The sequence below is a fragment of the Streptomyces sp. NPDC031445 genome (assembly GCF_055581365.1).
The window spans coordinates 1-13,439 of record NZ_JBVIJO010000023.1 but is presented as its reverse complement, the minus strand read 5'-3'; the positions used below and the strand labels follow the sequence as shown (position 1 = coordinate 13,439).

The 13,439-nt window shown below is 73.5% G+C and carries 13 protein-coding genes and 1 pseudogene; 8 read left to right on the top strand and 6 right to left on the bottom strand.

Annotated features, from left to right (window positions below):
• Positions 1 to 168: 168 nt before the first annotated feature.
• Entirely contained in the window at positions 169 to 660 is a 492-nt protein-coding gene (locus ACZ5DC_RS38090; protein ID WP_468660659.1) for a hypothetical protein, read from the bottom strand.
• Between the two features lie 229 nt (positions 661 to 889).
• On the opposite strand from ACZ5DC_RS38090, the gene dacB reads away from it, so the two are divergent.
• The 3 genes from dacB (at position 890) to ACZ5DC_RS38075 (ending at position 4,755) form a co-directional block, all read left to right on the top strand.
• The gene (gene dacB, locus ACZ5DC_RS38085) at positions 890 to 2,278 is read left to right on the top strand and encodes a D-alanyl-D-alanine carboxypeptidase/D-alanyl-D-alanine endopeptidase (RefSeq protein WP_468660657.1); all 1,389 of its coding nucleotides are present in this window, start codon (positions 890 to 892) and stop codon (positions 2,276 to 2,278) included.
• A gap of 340 nt (positions 2,279 to 2,618) precedes the next feature.
• The gene (locus ACZ5DC_RS38080) at positions 2,619 to 3,761 is read left to right on the top strand and encodes a ricin-type beta-trefoil lectin domain protein (protein WP_468660655.1); all 1,143 of its coding nucleotides are present in this window, start codon (positions 2,619 to 2,621) and stop codon (positions 3,759 to 3,761) included.
• 31 nt (positions 3,762 to 3,792) lie between these two features.
• Entirely contained in the window at positions 3,793 to 4,755 is a 963-nt protein-coding gene (locus tag ACZ5DC_RS38075; protein ID WP_468660653.1) for an AraC family transcriptional regulator, read from the top strand.
• A gap of 79 nt (positions 4,756 to 4,834) precedes the next feature.
• On the opposite strand, the gene ACZ5DC_RS38070 is transcribed toward ACZ5DC_RS38075, so the two are convergent.
• The 3 genes from ACZ5DC_RS38070 to ACZ5DC_RS38060 all read right to left on the bottom strand — a co-directional run bounded on the left by ACZ5DC_RS38070 (position 4,835) and on the right by ACZ5DC_RS38060 (position 6,659).
• Entirely contained in the window at positions 4,835 to 5,425 is a 591-nt protein-coding gene (locus tag ACZ5DC_RS38070; RefSeq protein WP_468660651.1) for a flavoprotein, read from the bottom strand.
• Between the two features lie 191 nt (positions 5,426 to 5,616).
• On the bottom strand, positions 5,617 to 5,763 hold the full coding sequence (locus ACZ5DC_RS38065; RefSeq protein ID WP_468660649.1) for a hypothetical protein: 147 nt from the start codon (positions 5,761 to 5,763) through the stop codon (positions 5,617 to 5,619).
• Between the two features lie 143 nt (positions 5,764 to 5,906).
• Positions 5,907 to 6,659, bottom strand: a complete 753-nt coding sequence (locus ACZ5DC_RS38060) for a TetR/AcrR family transcriptional regulator (protein WP_468660647.1) — start codon at positions 6,657 to 6,659, stop codon at positions 5,907 to 5,909.
• Between the two features lie 155 nt (positions 6,660 to 6,814).
• On the opposite strand from ACZ5DC_RS38060, the gene ACZ5DC_RS38055 reads away from it, so the two are divergent.
• Both ACZ5DC_RS38055 and ACZ5DC_RS38050 read left to right on the top strand, forming a co-directional pair.
• On the top strand, positions 6,815 to 7,276 hold the full coding sequence (locus ACZ5DC_RS38055) for an acyl-CoA thioesterase (RefSeq protein WP_468660645.1): 462 nt from the start codon (positions 6,815 to 6,817) through the stop codon (positions 7,274 to 7,276).
• 34 nt (positions 7,277 to 7,310) lie between these two features.
• Positions 7,311 to 8,063 carry an SDR family oxidoreductase gene (locus ACZ5DC_RS38050; protein WP_468660643.1) on the top strand — a complete coding sequence of 251 codons (753 nt, stop codon included), beginning with the start codon at positions 7,311 to 7,313 and terminating at the stop codon, positions 8,061 to 8,063.
• Positions 8,064 to 8,188: 125 nt separating this feature from the next.
• On the opposite strand, the gene ACZ5DC_RS38045 is transcribed toward ACZ5DC_RS38050, so the two are convergent.
• Positions 8,189 to 8,854: a TetR/AcrR family transcriptional regulator gene (locus tag ACZ5DC_RS38045; protein WP_366755005.1), complete on the bottom strand. Its 666-nt coding sequence runs from the start codon at positions 8,852 to 8,854 to the stop codon at positions 8,189 to 8,191.
• A gap of 130 nt (positions 8,855 to 8,984) precedes the next feature.
• Complete coding sequence (locus ACZ5DC_RS38040; RefSeq protein ID WP_468660640.1) at positions 8,985 to 9,803, bottom strand: oxidoreductase; 819 nt, start codon at positions 9,801 to 9,803, stop codon at positions 8,985 to 8,987.
• Positions 9,804 to 10,105: 302 nt separating this feature from the next.
• Between ACZ5DC_RS38040 and ACZ5DC_RS38035 the strand changes: the two genes are divergently transcribed.
• The 3 genes and pseudogenes from ACZ5DC_RS38035 (at position 10,106) to ACZ5DC_RS38025 (ending at position 13,180) form a co-directional block, all read left to right on the top strand.
• Positions 10,106 to 11,659 (top strand): CehA/McbA family metallohydrolase, encoded by a 1,554-nt coding sequence (locus ACZ5DC_RS38035; RefSeq protein ID WP_468660724.1) that lies wholly within the window; start codon positions 10,106 to 10,108, stop codon positions 11,657 to 11,659.
• Positions 11,660 to 11,965: 306 nt separating this feature from the next.
• Positions 11,966 to 12,061, top strand: a pseudogene (locus ACZ5DC_RS38030) (hypothetical protein); the annotation flags it as partial.
• 228 nt (positions 12,062 to 12,289) lie between these two features.
• Entirely contained in the window at positions 12,290 to 13,180 is an 891-nt protein-coding gene (locus tag ACZ5DC_RS38025; protein WP_468660638.1) for a class I SAM-dependent methyltransferase, read from the top strand.
• The last annotated feature ends 259 nt before the right edge of the window (positions 13,181 to 13,439 follow it).

Genomic DNA, 13,439 nt, shown 5'->3' with positions numbered 1-13,439 from the left:
CGCCCAGCGCGAAGGGTGCCCGTCCCCCGTCGGGGGCGGGCACCCTTCTGTTCTCCGGAACGGGCGGGACGCCTACGGAGTGCGGGAGCTCCCCTTCTGGTTGGGTGCGCCCGTCGTCCTTGACGTCGACACACTTGTCACCGGACGACCCCGTCAGGGTTCACCGGCTCACCGGACCCGGACCACCTCCAGGCGGCTCGGTCCTCCGTCCCCGCCGCGCAGGGTGATGTCGAACAACAGCCGTCCCGCACCAGGGCGCAGCGTCGTCTCGTCTCCCGGCCCCACCACCTGCCGCGGACCCTCCTCGCGCTCGCCCGGCCGCGGGCCCGCCAGGTACGACACGTACACCCTGGCGCGCCCCGGGTTGCGGACCGTCACCTGCGAGGTCGGCCGGCACCGGGCACCGTCGTGGCGCCGGTCGGCGCAGACGTACCGCAGGTCGCCGAAGCCGTACGTCCCACAGGACAGCTCCATGCCGCGCGGGAGCGCCGACCGGCACACCCGGCCCGCAGTCACACGGTCGGCGGCCACGTCACCGGCGTGGTGCGGGGACTCGCCGGTCCGGCCGGCGAACCAGCACCCGGCCGCGGCCAGCACCAGCACGACGGCCCACGTACCCACCGCGGGCCACCAGGCGTTCTCCCGGCGTGCGGACTTCATCGGACGGCACCCTCCCCGTGTCACACCGGCCCGGCGGCACGTCGAACGGACCGGCACGGTGTGCCGCCTTCCCGCCCCGAGACATCTGTCTCAGTCTAGGCACACGCACGGGTTACTCCGGTGTGAAGAAGTGGTGGCGAGGCACGGAAGCGGTGCGGGGGCCGTGGAGCGACGGAGTAGCGTGCGGCCCGGTCCACTTCACACGTATCCCGATCGAACCCTGGAATCCATGAACCACTCCTCAGCGGAAACAGCAGCGGAAACACAGACCGATTCCTTCGCGCCGGGCGGCCGGCGCCGGCACCGCAGGACGAAGCAGGGCGGCGCGGGTCTCCGGCGTACCGTCGTGCTGGCGTTGGCGGTGCCGGTCGCCTCGGCCGCGCTGGCCGGTCCCTCGGCCTTCGCCGCCGGCAACGGCACCACGGCGCCGGGCAGCGGCACGTCCGGCCGCGCGGACCTGGCCGGCCCCGCCGACCAGCAGATGGCCGCCAACCTGGACACCCGCGTGCTCGACCGGCGACTGGGCTCCGACGTGAGCGGCGTGGTCCTGGACGCGGACTCCGACGAAACCCTGTGGGACCACGACGGCGCCACCGCGCTGATGCCGGCCTCCAACGTCAAGCTGGCCACGTCGACCGCCGCCCTGACCGTGCTGGGCCCCGAGCACCGGTTCACCACCAAGGTCGTCTACGGCCACGGCACCCTCACCCTCGTCGGCGGCGGTGACCGCACCCTCAGCAGCGCCGACCTCGCGGAACTCGCGAAGACCGCGGTCGCCGGGCTGAAGAAGGCGGGCCTGACCACGGTGAAGGTCGCCGTGGACGACAGCCTGTTCCCCGCACCGACCCTCGCGGACGGCTGGAACGACGGCTACTACCCGGACTCCGTCGCCCCGGTCCGCGCCCTCGTGGTCGACGGCCGCGGTGTCCAGGACACCTCCATCGACGCGGGGCAGACCTTCGCCGGGCTGCTCGCCCAGGACGGCGTCACCGTCGACGGCGAGGTCACGCGCGGCACGGCGCACCGCGGCGACGTACCGGTCGCACGCCACCGGTCGGCCCCGCTGTCGGACATCGTCAAGAAGATGCTCAAGACCAGCGACAACGACATCGCCGAGACCCTGCTGCGGATGACCGCCCTGGGCGCGGGACGCCCCGCCACCTTCGAGGGGGGCACCGAGGTCGTCCGCCAGGTGCTCAGCCACCGCTACGGCGTCTCCCTCGACCACTTCGTCATCCACGACGGCAGCGGCCTGTCCCGCACCGACCGCATCCCGGCGGCCACCCTCGCGCAGATCCTCGAACTGCTCACGGAGCCCCGCTACGCGCACACCCTGGGCTCCATCCTGGACGGCCTGCCGGTCGCCGGGGAGGCGGGCTCCACCCTCGGCCCGGAGTGGGGCCGGTTCGACGACCCGAACTCCCGCTGCGCGGTCGGCAAGGTGCAGGCGAAGACCGGCACCCTCACCGGGGCCATCGCCCTGAGCGGTCTGACCCGGACCGACGACGGCGAGTGGCGGGTCTTCTCCTTCATCGAGAACGGCTCCACGGCCGCTCCGAACGACATCAAGGACGCGATGGACGGCCTGGCCGCGACCGTGAACGGCTGCTGGGCCTGAGGTTTCGGCGAGGCGAGCGGGTGCCAGGCACCAGGCGCCGCCCGGCCGTTGAGGCCGGGTGGCGTTCGTGTGTGCGCGGCGGCGTTCGTGTGTGCGGCGGCGTCCGCGCCACCGGTGCGGCGGTGTCCGCGCCACCGGTGCGGCCGGCCGCGCCGTCCGGCGCGCCGGTTCGAGTCTCCGCGCGCACACCGGTATGAGTCACATGTCACACCTCCCGGGCGTGAACCGGAGCGGCGGCGGATCCGCTCCATGTGTGGCAGGGGCCGGACCGCGCCGCAGACCGGTCGGACATCTCCCGTGACACTGCCACCCACGCTCCGGCTCCGCTGGAAAGGAACCCATGCAGCCTCAGCACACGTCCCGGTCGGCGGGGGATCTCCCCAGGAGAGTCCCCGGCAGCGCCAGACCCGTCAGTCCCGGCTCCGGGCCCGGCCAGGACGGCACCGCGGCCGGCGGTGCGGAGCGGTCCGCACCGGACGGCGGTGACCGGGCGCCCGACGCCGCCGGGAGCGGCACCCCCCTGCCCCGGCTCGCCCGGATCTCCTCGCTGGGATCGCGCGGGAACGCCGGCCGCGCCGGCGGGACGTCGTCCCGGGCGGCCGACGACACGGCGGGCGGCTCCGCCGGGGACGAACCCGGCGACGCCTTCGCACGCCGCGCCGACACGGACGGCGGTGCCGCCCCGGACCCGGTCGTCTCCCTCGGACAGGCCCGGCGGGGCCCGGGCGCCAGGACCCGGCGCGAGGGGCTGCGCGGTGCCCTCGGTGTCGTGGGCGTCGTCGGGCTGCTGGCGGCGGGCGGTGTCCTGCTGACCCTGGGCCTGGTCAACGGTCACGGCGACGGCAAGCGCGACGGGGCCTCGGTGACCGTCGACTCCCGTGGTCGCGGCACGGACGTCGGCGACGCGTTCGGCGGTGTGCCGTCGCCCCCGGTGAAGGCGTCCGCGACCGGCCCCGGCGAGACGGCCGGCGCTTCCCGGGAGCCCGGGTCCGCCTCGCCCGCCAGCAGTGCGCCGGGCAAGGACCCGGTGTCCCCCGTACGGCGCCCCACCACGACGGCGAAGGCCACGAACGGGACCGGGACGCCCGCTCCGGCCGCGGCACCCGGGGTGAACGTGTTCAGCCACGCCTCGCAGCGCTGCATAGCCGTCGTGGGCGGCAAGGCCGTGCCGGGCGCGGGCCTGATGATCTGGGACTGCTCGGAATCCACCGCACAGCACTGGACGTTCACCGGCGGGAGCATGCGGGCGCTCGGCATGTGCGTGCGGCTCGCGAACGGCTCGACCGCCGACGGGACGGACCTCGAACTCGCCCCCTGCGACGGGAGCCCGGCGCAGCGGTTCACGCTGAACATCCGACACGACCTGGTCAGCATCCTCGCCGACAAGTGCACCGACGTCCGGGACAACGGCACGGACAACGGCACCCGGCTCCAGCTGTGGTCCTGCTCCGGCAGCCCCAACCAGAAGTGGTCCACGTCCTGAGCACCACGGGCGGGCAGCCATCATGGAAGGCATGAACACCTGCCCACGGCCTGGTGCGCGCACCGTGTGGTCCAGCGCGGACCTCGGCACCTCCGACGCGTTCGCGTACTGGGCCGACGTCATCTGTGACACGTTCGTCGGGGTGGCGGTGCGCCCCGGGCCGGACGCGGCCTTCGAGGGACGGATCGAACACTGCGTCCTGGACGGGATCGGCTTCGCCGAGCTGACCGCGGGCCCCCAGCAGGTGGTCCGGACACCCCGGCTGATCGGACGCGACCACGAGGACGTCCTCCTCGCCAACATCCAGCTGCGCGGCCGGGGCAGGCTGGAGCAGAACGGGCGGGTGGCCCTGCTCGCGCCGGGGACGATGGCCTTCGTCGACAGCACCCGTCCCTACGCGCTGGACTTCGACGACGACTTCTCCCAGCTGGTGGTCAAGGTGCCCGGATCCCGGCTGGCGCACCGCGCGCCGGCCGGGGCGACCGGCGTCGGGCTGGGCGCCTCGGGCCCCGGCCGGGTCATCGCGGACTTCCTCGTCGGCCTCCACCGTCTTCAGGGCCAGGATGCCGGGGCGGCGGCCGCACTGCTGCCGCACGCCGTCGACCTGCTGGACACCGGGCTGGCCTGGGCCGCGGGCAGCGTGCCGCCGGAGGCGCCCGCCACGGCGCTGACGCGCGAACGGATCCACCAGTTCGTGCGCCGGCACGCCACGGACCCCCGTCTCGACGCCGCCGGGGTGGCCGCGGGCTGCGGAATCTCCCGGCGCACGATGTACCGCGCCCTGGCCGCGTACGGCGAATCGCTCACGGAGCTGCTCCGCAGGCTCCGGGTGTCACACGCCCAGCGGCTGGTGCGGTCGTACCCCGAACGCCCTCTCGCCGCCGTGGCCCACGCGTGCGGATTCGGCGGCGAGGCACAGCTGCACCGGGCGTTCCGGGCGGTCACGGGCATGACGCCCGGCGCCTACCGTGCCGGGCGGCCGGGCGCGCGGTGACGGTCCGGCGCTGCGGCGCCGAGACGGACGCGACGGACTCTCAGCCCGTGGTGCCGTCTTCAGCCGTCCTCAGCCGTCTTCAGCCGCCCTCGGGTCGGCGCGGGGGCATGAGCTCCCGGACGGTCTCGACGAACTGGGGCGGCGCCGGCGGCATGGGAGCCTTGACGAGCTGCTTCAGGCCGACGTCGTAGCGTTGCCCCCACTGCGGGTCGACGACGTGGTAGCCGTCCTGGCGGAGCTGGTCGACGTTGCGCTGGACGGCGGGCTTGAGCCACATCTCGCCGGTCATCACCGGGAAGAACACCACGGGGAAGTCGGCGGCGGCGATCGTCGCGGTCAGCATGTTCGGCACGGCGCCCGTGGCGACGGCGGAGAGCATGTGGGCGGTGGCCGGCAGGACGGCCATCATGTCGTGCTCCGCCGCCAGGGTCGCCTGGTTCTCCTGGGCCCAGCCGTCCGGCGCGGCGCCCGTGACCACCCGGTCCGCGAACAGGCCGACGGTGTGCGGCGGGAGGAACGTGGCGGCGGTGTGCGTCATCAGGACGGTGACGGTCCCGGTGAACGTGGTGCGCAACGCGTTGATGTACATCGGGAGCATGGCGATCGCGGCGGAGCCGGTCGCGCCGATGAGCAGGCGTCCACCGAAGACGGACGGGTCGTTACTGGTCATGCCCCCACGATGCGCCGCCACACGGGACGGAACATGACCGCATGTGCCACCACGGCTGACCATCCGTGCCGACGCCATTCCACGCATGGCCCCGTCACGACGACTGACCGTCCGTGCCGGGCGGGATGCGACCCTTGCCGGACGGAGTGTGACCGCTGCCGGGCGACGTGTGACCGCGACCCCCTCGCGTCTCAGCCAACGGCGTCCGTCGCGTCGGCCAGCCGGTTCAGCCACTCGCGCAGCAGATTCAGCTCGGCGGGACCGAGCGCCCCGGTGTCCTCCCGGTCGAGCGCGGCGAGCAGCGCCATGGCACAGAGGGGGACGCCGTCATCGGTCACGGGCCCACGATGCTCCGCCGCGTCGGACGAAGGATGACCGCGTGCGCCACGACGACTGACCGTCCGTGCCGGGCCGGATGCGACCCTTGCCGGACGACGCATGACCGCTGCCGGGCGACCTGTGACCGCGACCCCCTCGCGTCTCAGCCGGCCACGTCCGTCGCGTCGGCCAGCCGATTCAGCCACTCGCGCAGCAGATTCAGCTCGGCGGGACCGAGCGCCCCGGTGTCCTCACGGTCGAGCGCGGCGAGCAGCGCCATGGCACTGCTGGCGACGGCGGCGCGGGGAACGCCGTCGTCGCCGGCGCCGTGCCGCCCGGGCGGAAGCGTGAGGGTGTTGATCACCATCTCGCGTGCCGTGTCGGCGGTCCGCGGGTCGCGGGCGTCCTCGGGCAGGCTCATCAGGGTGAGGATCGTGCCCACGCCGGCGGAGTGCATGACCTCGGTGGCGCGTTCGACGCTCATCCGCAGCCGCCCCGCCGCGGCCACTCGGGTGATCATGTGCCGCAGGGCGGCGGCGGCCCGCCGTCCGGCCTGCGGGATGTGGCCGGGGCGGACCTGGCCGTAGACGAGCGAGTAGTAGGCAGGGTGCTCGAGCCCGAAGCGGATGTGCAGGTCCCACGCGTCGCGCAGCGCCTGTACCGGGTCGTCGTCGGTGAGCAGTTCGGCCTTCACTTCGAGGTAGCGCCGGAAACCGTGCTCCGCGACCTCCTCGAGCAGCCCCTCCTTGTCCCCGAAGATCCGGAAGATCGACGGGGTCGGCACGCCGGCGCGGGCGGCGACGGCACGGGTCGACACCGCGTCCAGGCCGCCCTCCTCCAGGAGCCGGGCGGCGGCCAGGACGATCTTCTGCCGCAGTGTCGGTCCTGCCTGCTCCGGTGCCGTCTCCGTGGTCATGGATCGACGATATCAGTGTGACGAATCACCGATACCCTCTCCTCGCTCGACGAACACGCACAACCCGTCCCACTGAAACACGTGTGTTCATGTGCGACCCAGACCGACGTGACAGGTATCGTCCGAGGAGACACACATGCGCGAGGAGGAGAACGATGCCCCCCACCCCCACCGCCGACACGCCCGCCATCGACGTCGGTGTCCTGATGCCCGTGGTCGTGCACTTCGACGACCTGGACCCGATGGGCCTGCTGCACAACGGCCACTACCAGGTGCTGGTCGAGCGGGCATGGGGGTGGTTCTGGCGGGACAAGGGGATCGGCGGCAGGAGCGGCCTGGACGGCGACGGCTTCAACGTCGCCAAGCACTTCGACATCACCTACGACCAGCCCGTTGCCGGGATCGGTGAGTACGCCGTACACCTGTGGATGGAGCGGCTGGGCACCACCTCCGCCACCGCGGGCTACCGGGTGTGCTCGGCCGACGGGACGACGACGTACGCACACGGCAGTCGCACCGTCGTCCGCCTCGACAGCACCACCTTCCAGCCCACTGCCTGGTCGGAGCGGGTCCGGGAGATCGCCCGGACCATCGGCCTGCCCGACGAACAGGTCTGAGGCGCGGCTTCGCGCGGACGAACAGGAGGACGGCGTGCCCGTACTGAACGGAAAGGCGGCCATCGTCACCGGCGGGTCCAACGGGATCGGCCGGGCGGTGGTCGAACGCCTCGTCGCGGACGGGGCGCGCGTGGCGTTCTCCTGCCTCTCCGGCACCGAGCGCGCCGCCGAGGTGGAGCGCGCGGCGGAGGCGCACGGCGGCGCGGCGAAGGGGTTCCGCGTCGACCTGGCGGAGCCCGAGGGCGTACGGCGGTTCCTGAGCGGGGCGCGGGAGTGGCTGGGCGGCCTCGACATCCTGGTCAACAACGCGGGGTCCGCGCTGCCCGCGTCGATCGCGGAGGTCACCGAGGAGGACTACGACCGGATCATGGCCGTCAACGCGAAGGCCGTGTTCCTCGCCCTCCAGGAGGCGGCCCGGCACATGCGCGACGGCGGCCGGATCATCAGCGTGTCCACGATCAACACCCGGATGACGGTCCCGGGCGCCTCCGTGTACGTGGGCAGCAAGGGTGCCGTCGAACAGTTCACGGCGGTCGCGGCGCGGGAGCTCGGGCCGCGAGGCATCACCGCCAACACGGTCTCCCCCGGTTTCACGGACACGGATCTGCTGCGGTCCGTGAACGCCGAGGAGACCCTGCGGCAGGCCGCCCAGCTGTCGCCGTTCGGCAGACTGGGCGACCCGGCCGACATCGCGGACGTCGTCGCCTTCCTCGCCGGCCCGGAGTCGCGGTGGGTCAGCGGCCAGAACCTCCACGTCAACGGCGGAGTCACCCGGCTCGTCGTGTGACCCGGCCCGCGTGTGACCCAGCCCGCGTGTGACCGGCCTCCGATGTGACCCGGCGTCATACGGCTCGGCGCGTGCCGCCGGGACGCGCCGCTCCGGTACAAGTCCGGCCGGGCCGGCCGCTCGCGTCAGCCCAGGCTCAGCAGCCCGGCGACGGTGACGTGCAGGGTACGGCCCAGCCGCTCGGCGAAGTCCACCTTCGTACCGGCGAGTTCCGGATCCTCCTGGGCCTCGGCGACAGCCGGTGAGGGGTGGGCGAAGGGCCAGAGCCCGGCCGTGCACACGACGGTCAGGGAGACCAGTTCGCGAGCGGCGGCCGGGGTCAGCGCGGTGATGTGCCGCCGCAGCAGATCCGCCAGCGTGCCCAGCAGCCGGACGTGGGCGAGCTTGAAGGCCCGCGCGGACTCGGCGGAGATGTTCCGTTCGAGTTCGGAGCCCAGCGCGCTCAGCAGGTCGCACAGCAGGGACCGGCGGGCCAGGGACCGGGCCAGGGCGCCCGTCACGGTCTGCGGCGAGGCGGCACCGGCGGGCGGCAGGTCGGCGGGCAGTTCCTCGATCCACTCGGTGAGGGACCGGTTGAGCAGTTCGAAGAACACCGCCTCCCGCGTCTCGAAGTACCGCACGACGTTGGTCTTGGACAGTCCCACCCGCCGGCTCAGCTCCCGCAGGCTGATCTCGCTGACCGGCATCTCCGTCAGGAGCTGTGTCGCGGCTTCGAGGATGGCCTGCTTGCGGACCTCACGCTGCTCGGCGCTGCGCGCGCGCTGGAAGTCCGTCGGCCGGTCGTCTGTCATCGTCGCTTCCCCAGGGAACTCCTCCGCGGCCCGCACCCGGCGCCGCCCGCCGCAACCCTACGCTCCGCCGGGACGGTCCCGAAGGACGGCCCCGACGAGGTGTGAGGGCCTGCTCACCGCACGGCAACCGTCATACGGACTCGCTCACCCGGCGCCACTCGGCGTCCTGGGCGGCGAGCCGGCCGGCCATGTCCTGCGCGACGGCAACGGCGTCCTTGCCGAGCAGCAGGCGCAGCGGCGGCTCCTCGGCCTCCGTGATGTCCAGCAGGACCTGGGCGATGCGGACCGGGTCGCCCGGCTGCTTGCCGTCCTGTCCGCGGATGGCCGCGACGGCGCCGCCGACGACGTGCTCGTAGGGTGCGCTGACGGGCGGGGTGTCCATGGAGGAGCCGGCCCAGTCGGTGCGCATGCCGCCCGGCTCGGCGACGGTCACCTTGATGCCGAGGGGGGCCACTTCCTTGGCCAGGACCTCGGAGAAGCCGCCGACCGCCCACTTGGCCGCCTGGTAGGCGCCCAGGCCCGGGACGCCCACGCGTCCGCCGACGGAGGAGATCTGGATGATGTGCCCGGAGCCCTGTTCGCGCAGGACCGGCAGGGCGGCCCGGGTGACGTTGACGACGCCGAAGAGGTTGGCGTCGATCTGGGCGCGGAAGGCCTCGTCGGACATGTCCTCGATGGCGGCCATGTCGGCGTAGCCGGCGTTGTTCACCACCACGTCCAGACCGCCGAACGCCTCGACGGCCGCCTGCACGGCCCGTCGCGCGGCGGCGGCGTCGGTCACGTCCAGGGTGACCAGGCGGACCCGGTCGCCGTACTTCTCGGCGAGGGCGCCGAGCGCCTCGGTACGCCGGGCGGTGGCCACCACGTTGTGCCCGGCTTCCAGGACGGACTCGGCGAGGGTACGGCCCAGTCCGCGGGAGCTTCCGGTGATCAGCCAGGTCTTGCTCATGGTCGTTGCCTCGGTTTCTGTGCGGGCGGCGCTGTGCGGCCCGGTGGCGGGGAAGGAGCGAGCCCATAAAAGGCCAGTGGAACTTTACTCACTCACCATAAAGGTCCACTGGCCTCTTGTCGAGTATCGTCCGGGCTTCAACCAACCGTGGTGAGGGTTTCGCCGAGATGTGTGCGGTGTTTCACTTCAGCCGACGAACGTGCCGAGGTCACCGGACATCACACACATTCAGGAGGAGCCGCATGTGCCAGAGCGGAACATGTGAACACGGTTCGAGCCCGGCCGCGGAGAGCACGGCCGGGATGGGCCGCAGGGGCCTGCTCATGGCGGGCGGGGTGCTCGGCGCGGCCGGCGCGCTGACCCTCGCGCCCGTCCGCTTCGCGGAGGCCGGCGAGGCCGCACCGGCGGGCGTGCCCGCCGACGGCACGGAGGTGACGCGCACCATCACCGGCCATCTCGCCACGGGCGCCGCCGACTTCGTCCACCTGCCGGTGGAGGTGCCCCGGGGCGTCAACCAGATCGCCGTGTCTTACACGTACGACAAGCCGTCCGTGCCGAGCGGCACGCCGGGCAACGCGTGCGACATCGGCCTCTTCGACGAGCGCGGCACCGCACTCGGCGGCAAGGGCTTCCGCGGCTGGTCCGGCGGCGCCCGCACCTCCTTCGTCGTCAACAGCGAAGCGGCGACCCCGGGTTACCTGCCCGGCCCGGTCAACCCCGGCACCTGGCACGTCGTCCTCGGCCCCTACCAGGTGGCCCCGCAGGGCATGGACTACTCGGTGACCGTCACCCTGCGCTACGGCCCCGCGGGCGCCCCCTTCAAGCCGAACTACCCGAGCGAGCGCGCCAAGGGCCGCGGCCGGGCCTGGTACCGCGGCGACTGCCACCTGCACACCGTGCACTCCGACGGCAAGCGCCTGCCGTCCGAGGTCGCCGCCGGCGCGCGCGAGGCCGGCCTGGACTTCATCGTCTCCACGGACCACAACACCTCCTCCGCGCACGCGGTCTGGGGCGAGTACGCCGGCCCCGACCTGCTGATCGTCAACGGCGAGGAGATCACCACCCGCAACGGCCACTGGCTGGCGCTCGGCCTGGACAACGGCTCGTGGATCGACTGGCGCTACCGCTCGCGCGACGACGCGTTCCCGCGCTTCGCCCGCCAGGTGCGCCGCCAGGGCGGCCTGGTCGTCCCGGCGCACCCCTACTGCCCGTACGTGGCGTGCCAGTGGAAGTTCGGCTACGAGGACGCCGACGCCGTGGAGGTGTGGAACGGCCCCTGGACCTACGACGACGAGTCCGCCGTCGACACCTGGGACGCGATGCTCGGCACGGCGATGCGCACCGGCGAGGACTGGCTGCCCGCCATGGCCAACAGCGACGCGCACAGCGTGCCGCAGGTCATCGGCCTGCCGCAGACGGTCGTGTACGCCGACGACCTGAGCCGGCCGGCGATCCTGGAGGGCATCCGCGAGGGCCGCAGCTACGTCGCCGAGTCCTCGGCCGTCACCGTCGCCTTCACCGCGACCGGCGGCGGCCGTCAGGCCGGCATCGGCGAGACGCTCCGGGTGGCCGCCGACACTCCCGTCGACGTGCGCCTGGAGGTGTCGGGGGTGCCGAACGGCACCGTGCGGTTCATCACCGACGAGGGCCAGCTGCACCAGGAGTCGCTGGGCGCCTCCGGCACCGGCACGGCCGTCTGGCGCACCACCGCCTCGCTCGCCGCGTACGTGCGCGCCGAGGTCCGCCACCCGAAGGCGGACGGCACCCCCGGCAAGGGCAACACCATGGGCCCGGACCTCCAATGGGGCGCGATGGCGGCGCTGACCAACCCGATCGTCCTGCGCATCCGGGACTGAGGCCGCGCCGGCCGGCCGTCGGGGTGTCCTGCGGCGACGGGCACTCCCGGCCGCGGCACGGGCGCTGCGGGCGCTGCGTCCTCGACGCTCCGTGCGGAGCCGGCTTCGGGTCCCCGCGGGCGAGCGCCCCGGACCCGGCGGGCGACGCGGTGACCCGGACCGCGGCCTGCGCCGGCGGCCCGCGCCGAGGGCCCGCCACCGGACGCGCGCCGCCACCCGCCGAGCGCGCCCTTCGCCGCCGCCGGGCGCCGCCCGTCACCGGGTGGCCGGCCCGGTCGCCGCCACCCACCGCCGCACGCTGCCGGTTCGGAGGAGGCGTTCGTCGGGAAGATGAACCGCGCCGCCCGCGGTCTGGGCATGACGAACACCACGTACACCGACCCCAGCGGCATCGCCCCGACGACGGTCAGCACCTCCGACGCGGGTGCGGGAAACGCCATCATGCCGTCCGGGGCACGGCGACGAGTGGCGGGGGCGGGCATGGACGGCCTCCGTCGCGGACGCCGCCGCGCACCGGGTCCGGCACCCGCGCACACGTGTCGAGTGAACCCCCGGCCCGCCCGGGGACGTGTCAGGCACAGGATGTCAGGCGCGGGAACCGCGCAGCGACACGGCACCGCGGAGAGGGACATGACCGATACCGCCCGAGGAAGCAGCACCGGAGTCGCGGGGGTGGGCGTGACCGCCTTACTGGTCGCCGCGGCCCGCGCGATCGAGACCTCCCGGCCCGACGCACCGGCGCGGGACGAGTACGCGGAGCACTTCGTCCGCGCGGCGCCCGGCTGCGCCGACTGGCCGCGCCGGTTCGACGAGGTGCCGGACGGCGACGCCGATCCGCTGTGGGGACGGCTGGCCCGGTTCTTCGGACTGCGCACCCGCGTCTTCGACGGCTTCCTGCTCAGCGCCGCGGCCGGCGGCTGCCGGCAGGTGGTCGTGCTGGGCGCCGGTCTGGACACCCGCGCCCACCGGCTTCCGTGGCCCGACGGCAGCACGGTCTTCGAGATCGACCAGGAGGAGGTGCTCGCCTTCAAGCAGTCCGTCCTGGACACGCTCGGGGCCGTGCCGCGGGCCACCCGCGTCACCCTCGCCGCCGACCTGCGCCAGGACTGGACCCACGCCCTGATCACGGCCGGTTTCGATCCGACGCGCCCGACGGCCTGGCTCGCCGAGGGGCTGGTGCCGTATCTGCCGCCGGCCGCGGAACAGGAACTCCTCGCGACCGTCAACGCCCACAGCGCACCGGGCAGTGCGCTCGGCTACGAGGTCAAACGCGGGGTGGACCCGGCCGGGCAACGCGACTACCCCGTCTACGCGGCGGTCCGGGAGCGGCTCGGCATCGACCTGCTCGCCCTGTTCAGCACCGAACCCCGCCCGGACTCCGTCGCCGATCTCGAGGCGCGGGGCTGGGACACGGCCGTGCACACGCCGTTCGACTTCGCGGGCCGTCACGGCGTCGCCCTGCGGCCGGCGCCGGACGACGCACTGGCCGCCAACCGCTGGATCCTGGCCGTCCGCTCCTGACCGCCTCGCACGGGTGACGATGTCACGCGGGGCAACACGTATGACGGGCACTCCCGAGCGGACGGGAAGGGGGGCAGGTTCTTTCCCGGGCAGGGACTTGTCTCTTCCGGGCGGGGGCGGGGTGGCGGAGTGTGGGTGTGTGCCCGGGAAGGGTGCGGCTCCCTCCGGGGGGCCGCTGCCGGGTGTGTCACCCCCTTCAACGAGTTTCCCCAGGAGTGCCCTCATGGCCAGGACCACCGTCAGCTTCGACAGCGCCGGT

Coding starts and splice junctions, on each gene's coding strand:
- ACZ5DC_RS38025 (WP_468660638.1), top strand. CDS start 12,290: ATGACCGATACCGCCCGAGGAAGCAGCACCGGAGTCGCGGGGGTGGGC.
- ACZ5DC_RS38035 (WP_468660724.1), top strand. CDS start 10,106: ATGGGCCGCAGGGGCCTGCTCATGGCGGGCGGGGTGCTCGGCGCGGCC.
- ACZ5DC_RS38060 (WP_468660647.1), bottom strand. CDS start 6,659: ATGACCACGGAGACGGCACCGGAGCAGGCAGGACCGACACTGCGGCAG.
- ACZ5DC_RS38075 (WP_468660653.1), top strand. CDS start 3,793: ATGAACACCTGCCCACGGCCTGGTGCGCGCACCGTGTGGTCCAGCGCG.
- ACZ5DC_RS38055 (WP_468660645.1), top strand. CDS start 6,815: ATGCCCCCCACCCCCACCGCCGACACGCCCGCCATCGACGTCGGTGTC.
- ACZ5DC_RS38090 (WP_468660659.1), bottom strand. CDS start 660: ATGAAGTCCGCACGCCGGGAGAACGCCTGGTGGCCCGCGGTGGGTACG.
- ACZ5DC_RS38070 (WP_468660651.1), bottom strand. CDS start 5,425: ATGACCAGTAACGACCCGTCCGTCTTCGGTGGACGCCTGCTCATCGGC.
- dacB (WP_468660657.1), top strand. CDS start 890: ATGAACCACTCCTCAGCGGAAACAGCAGCGGAAACACAGACCGATTCC.
- ACZ5DC_RS38045 (WP_366755005.1), bottom strand. CDS start 8,854: ATGACAGACGACCGGCCGACGGACTTCCAGCGCGCGCGCAGCGCCGAG.
- ACZ5DC_RS38080 (WP_468660655.1), top strand. CDS start 2,619: ATGCAGCCTCAGCACACGTCCCGGTCGGCGGGGGATCTCCCCAGGAGA.
- ACZ5DC_RS38040 (WP_468660640.1), bottom strand. CDS start 9,803: ATGAGCAAGACCTGGCTGATCACCGGAAGCTCCCGCGGACTGGGCCGT.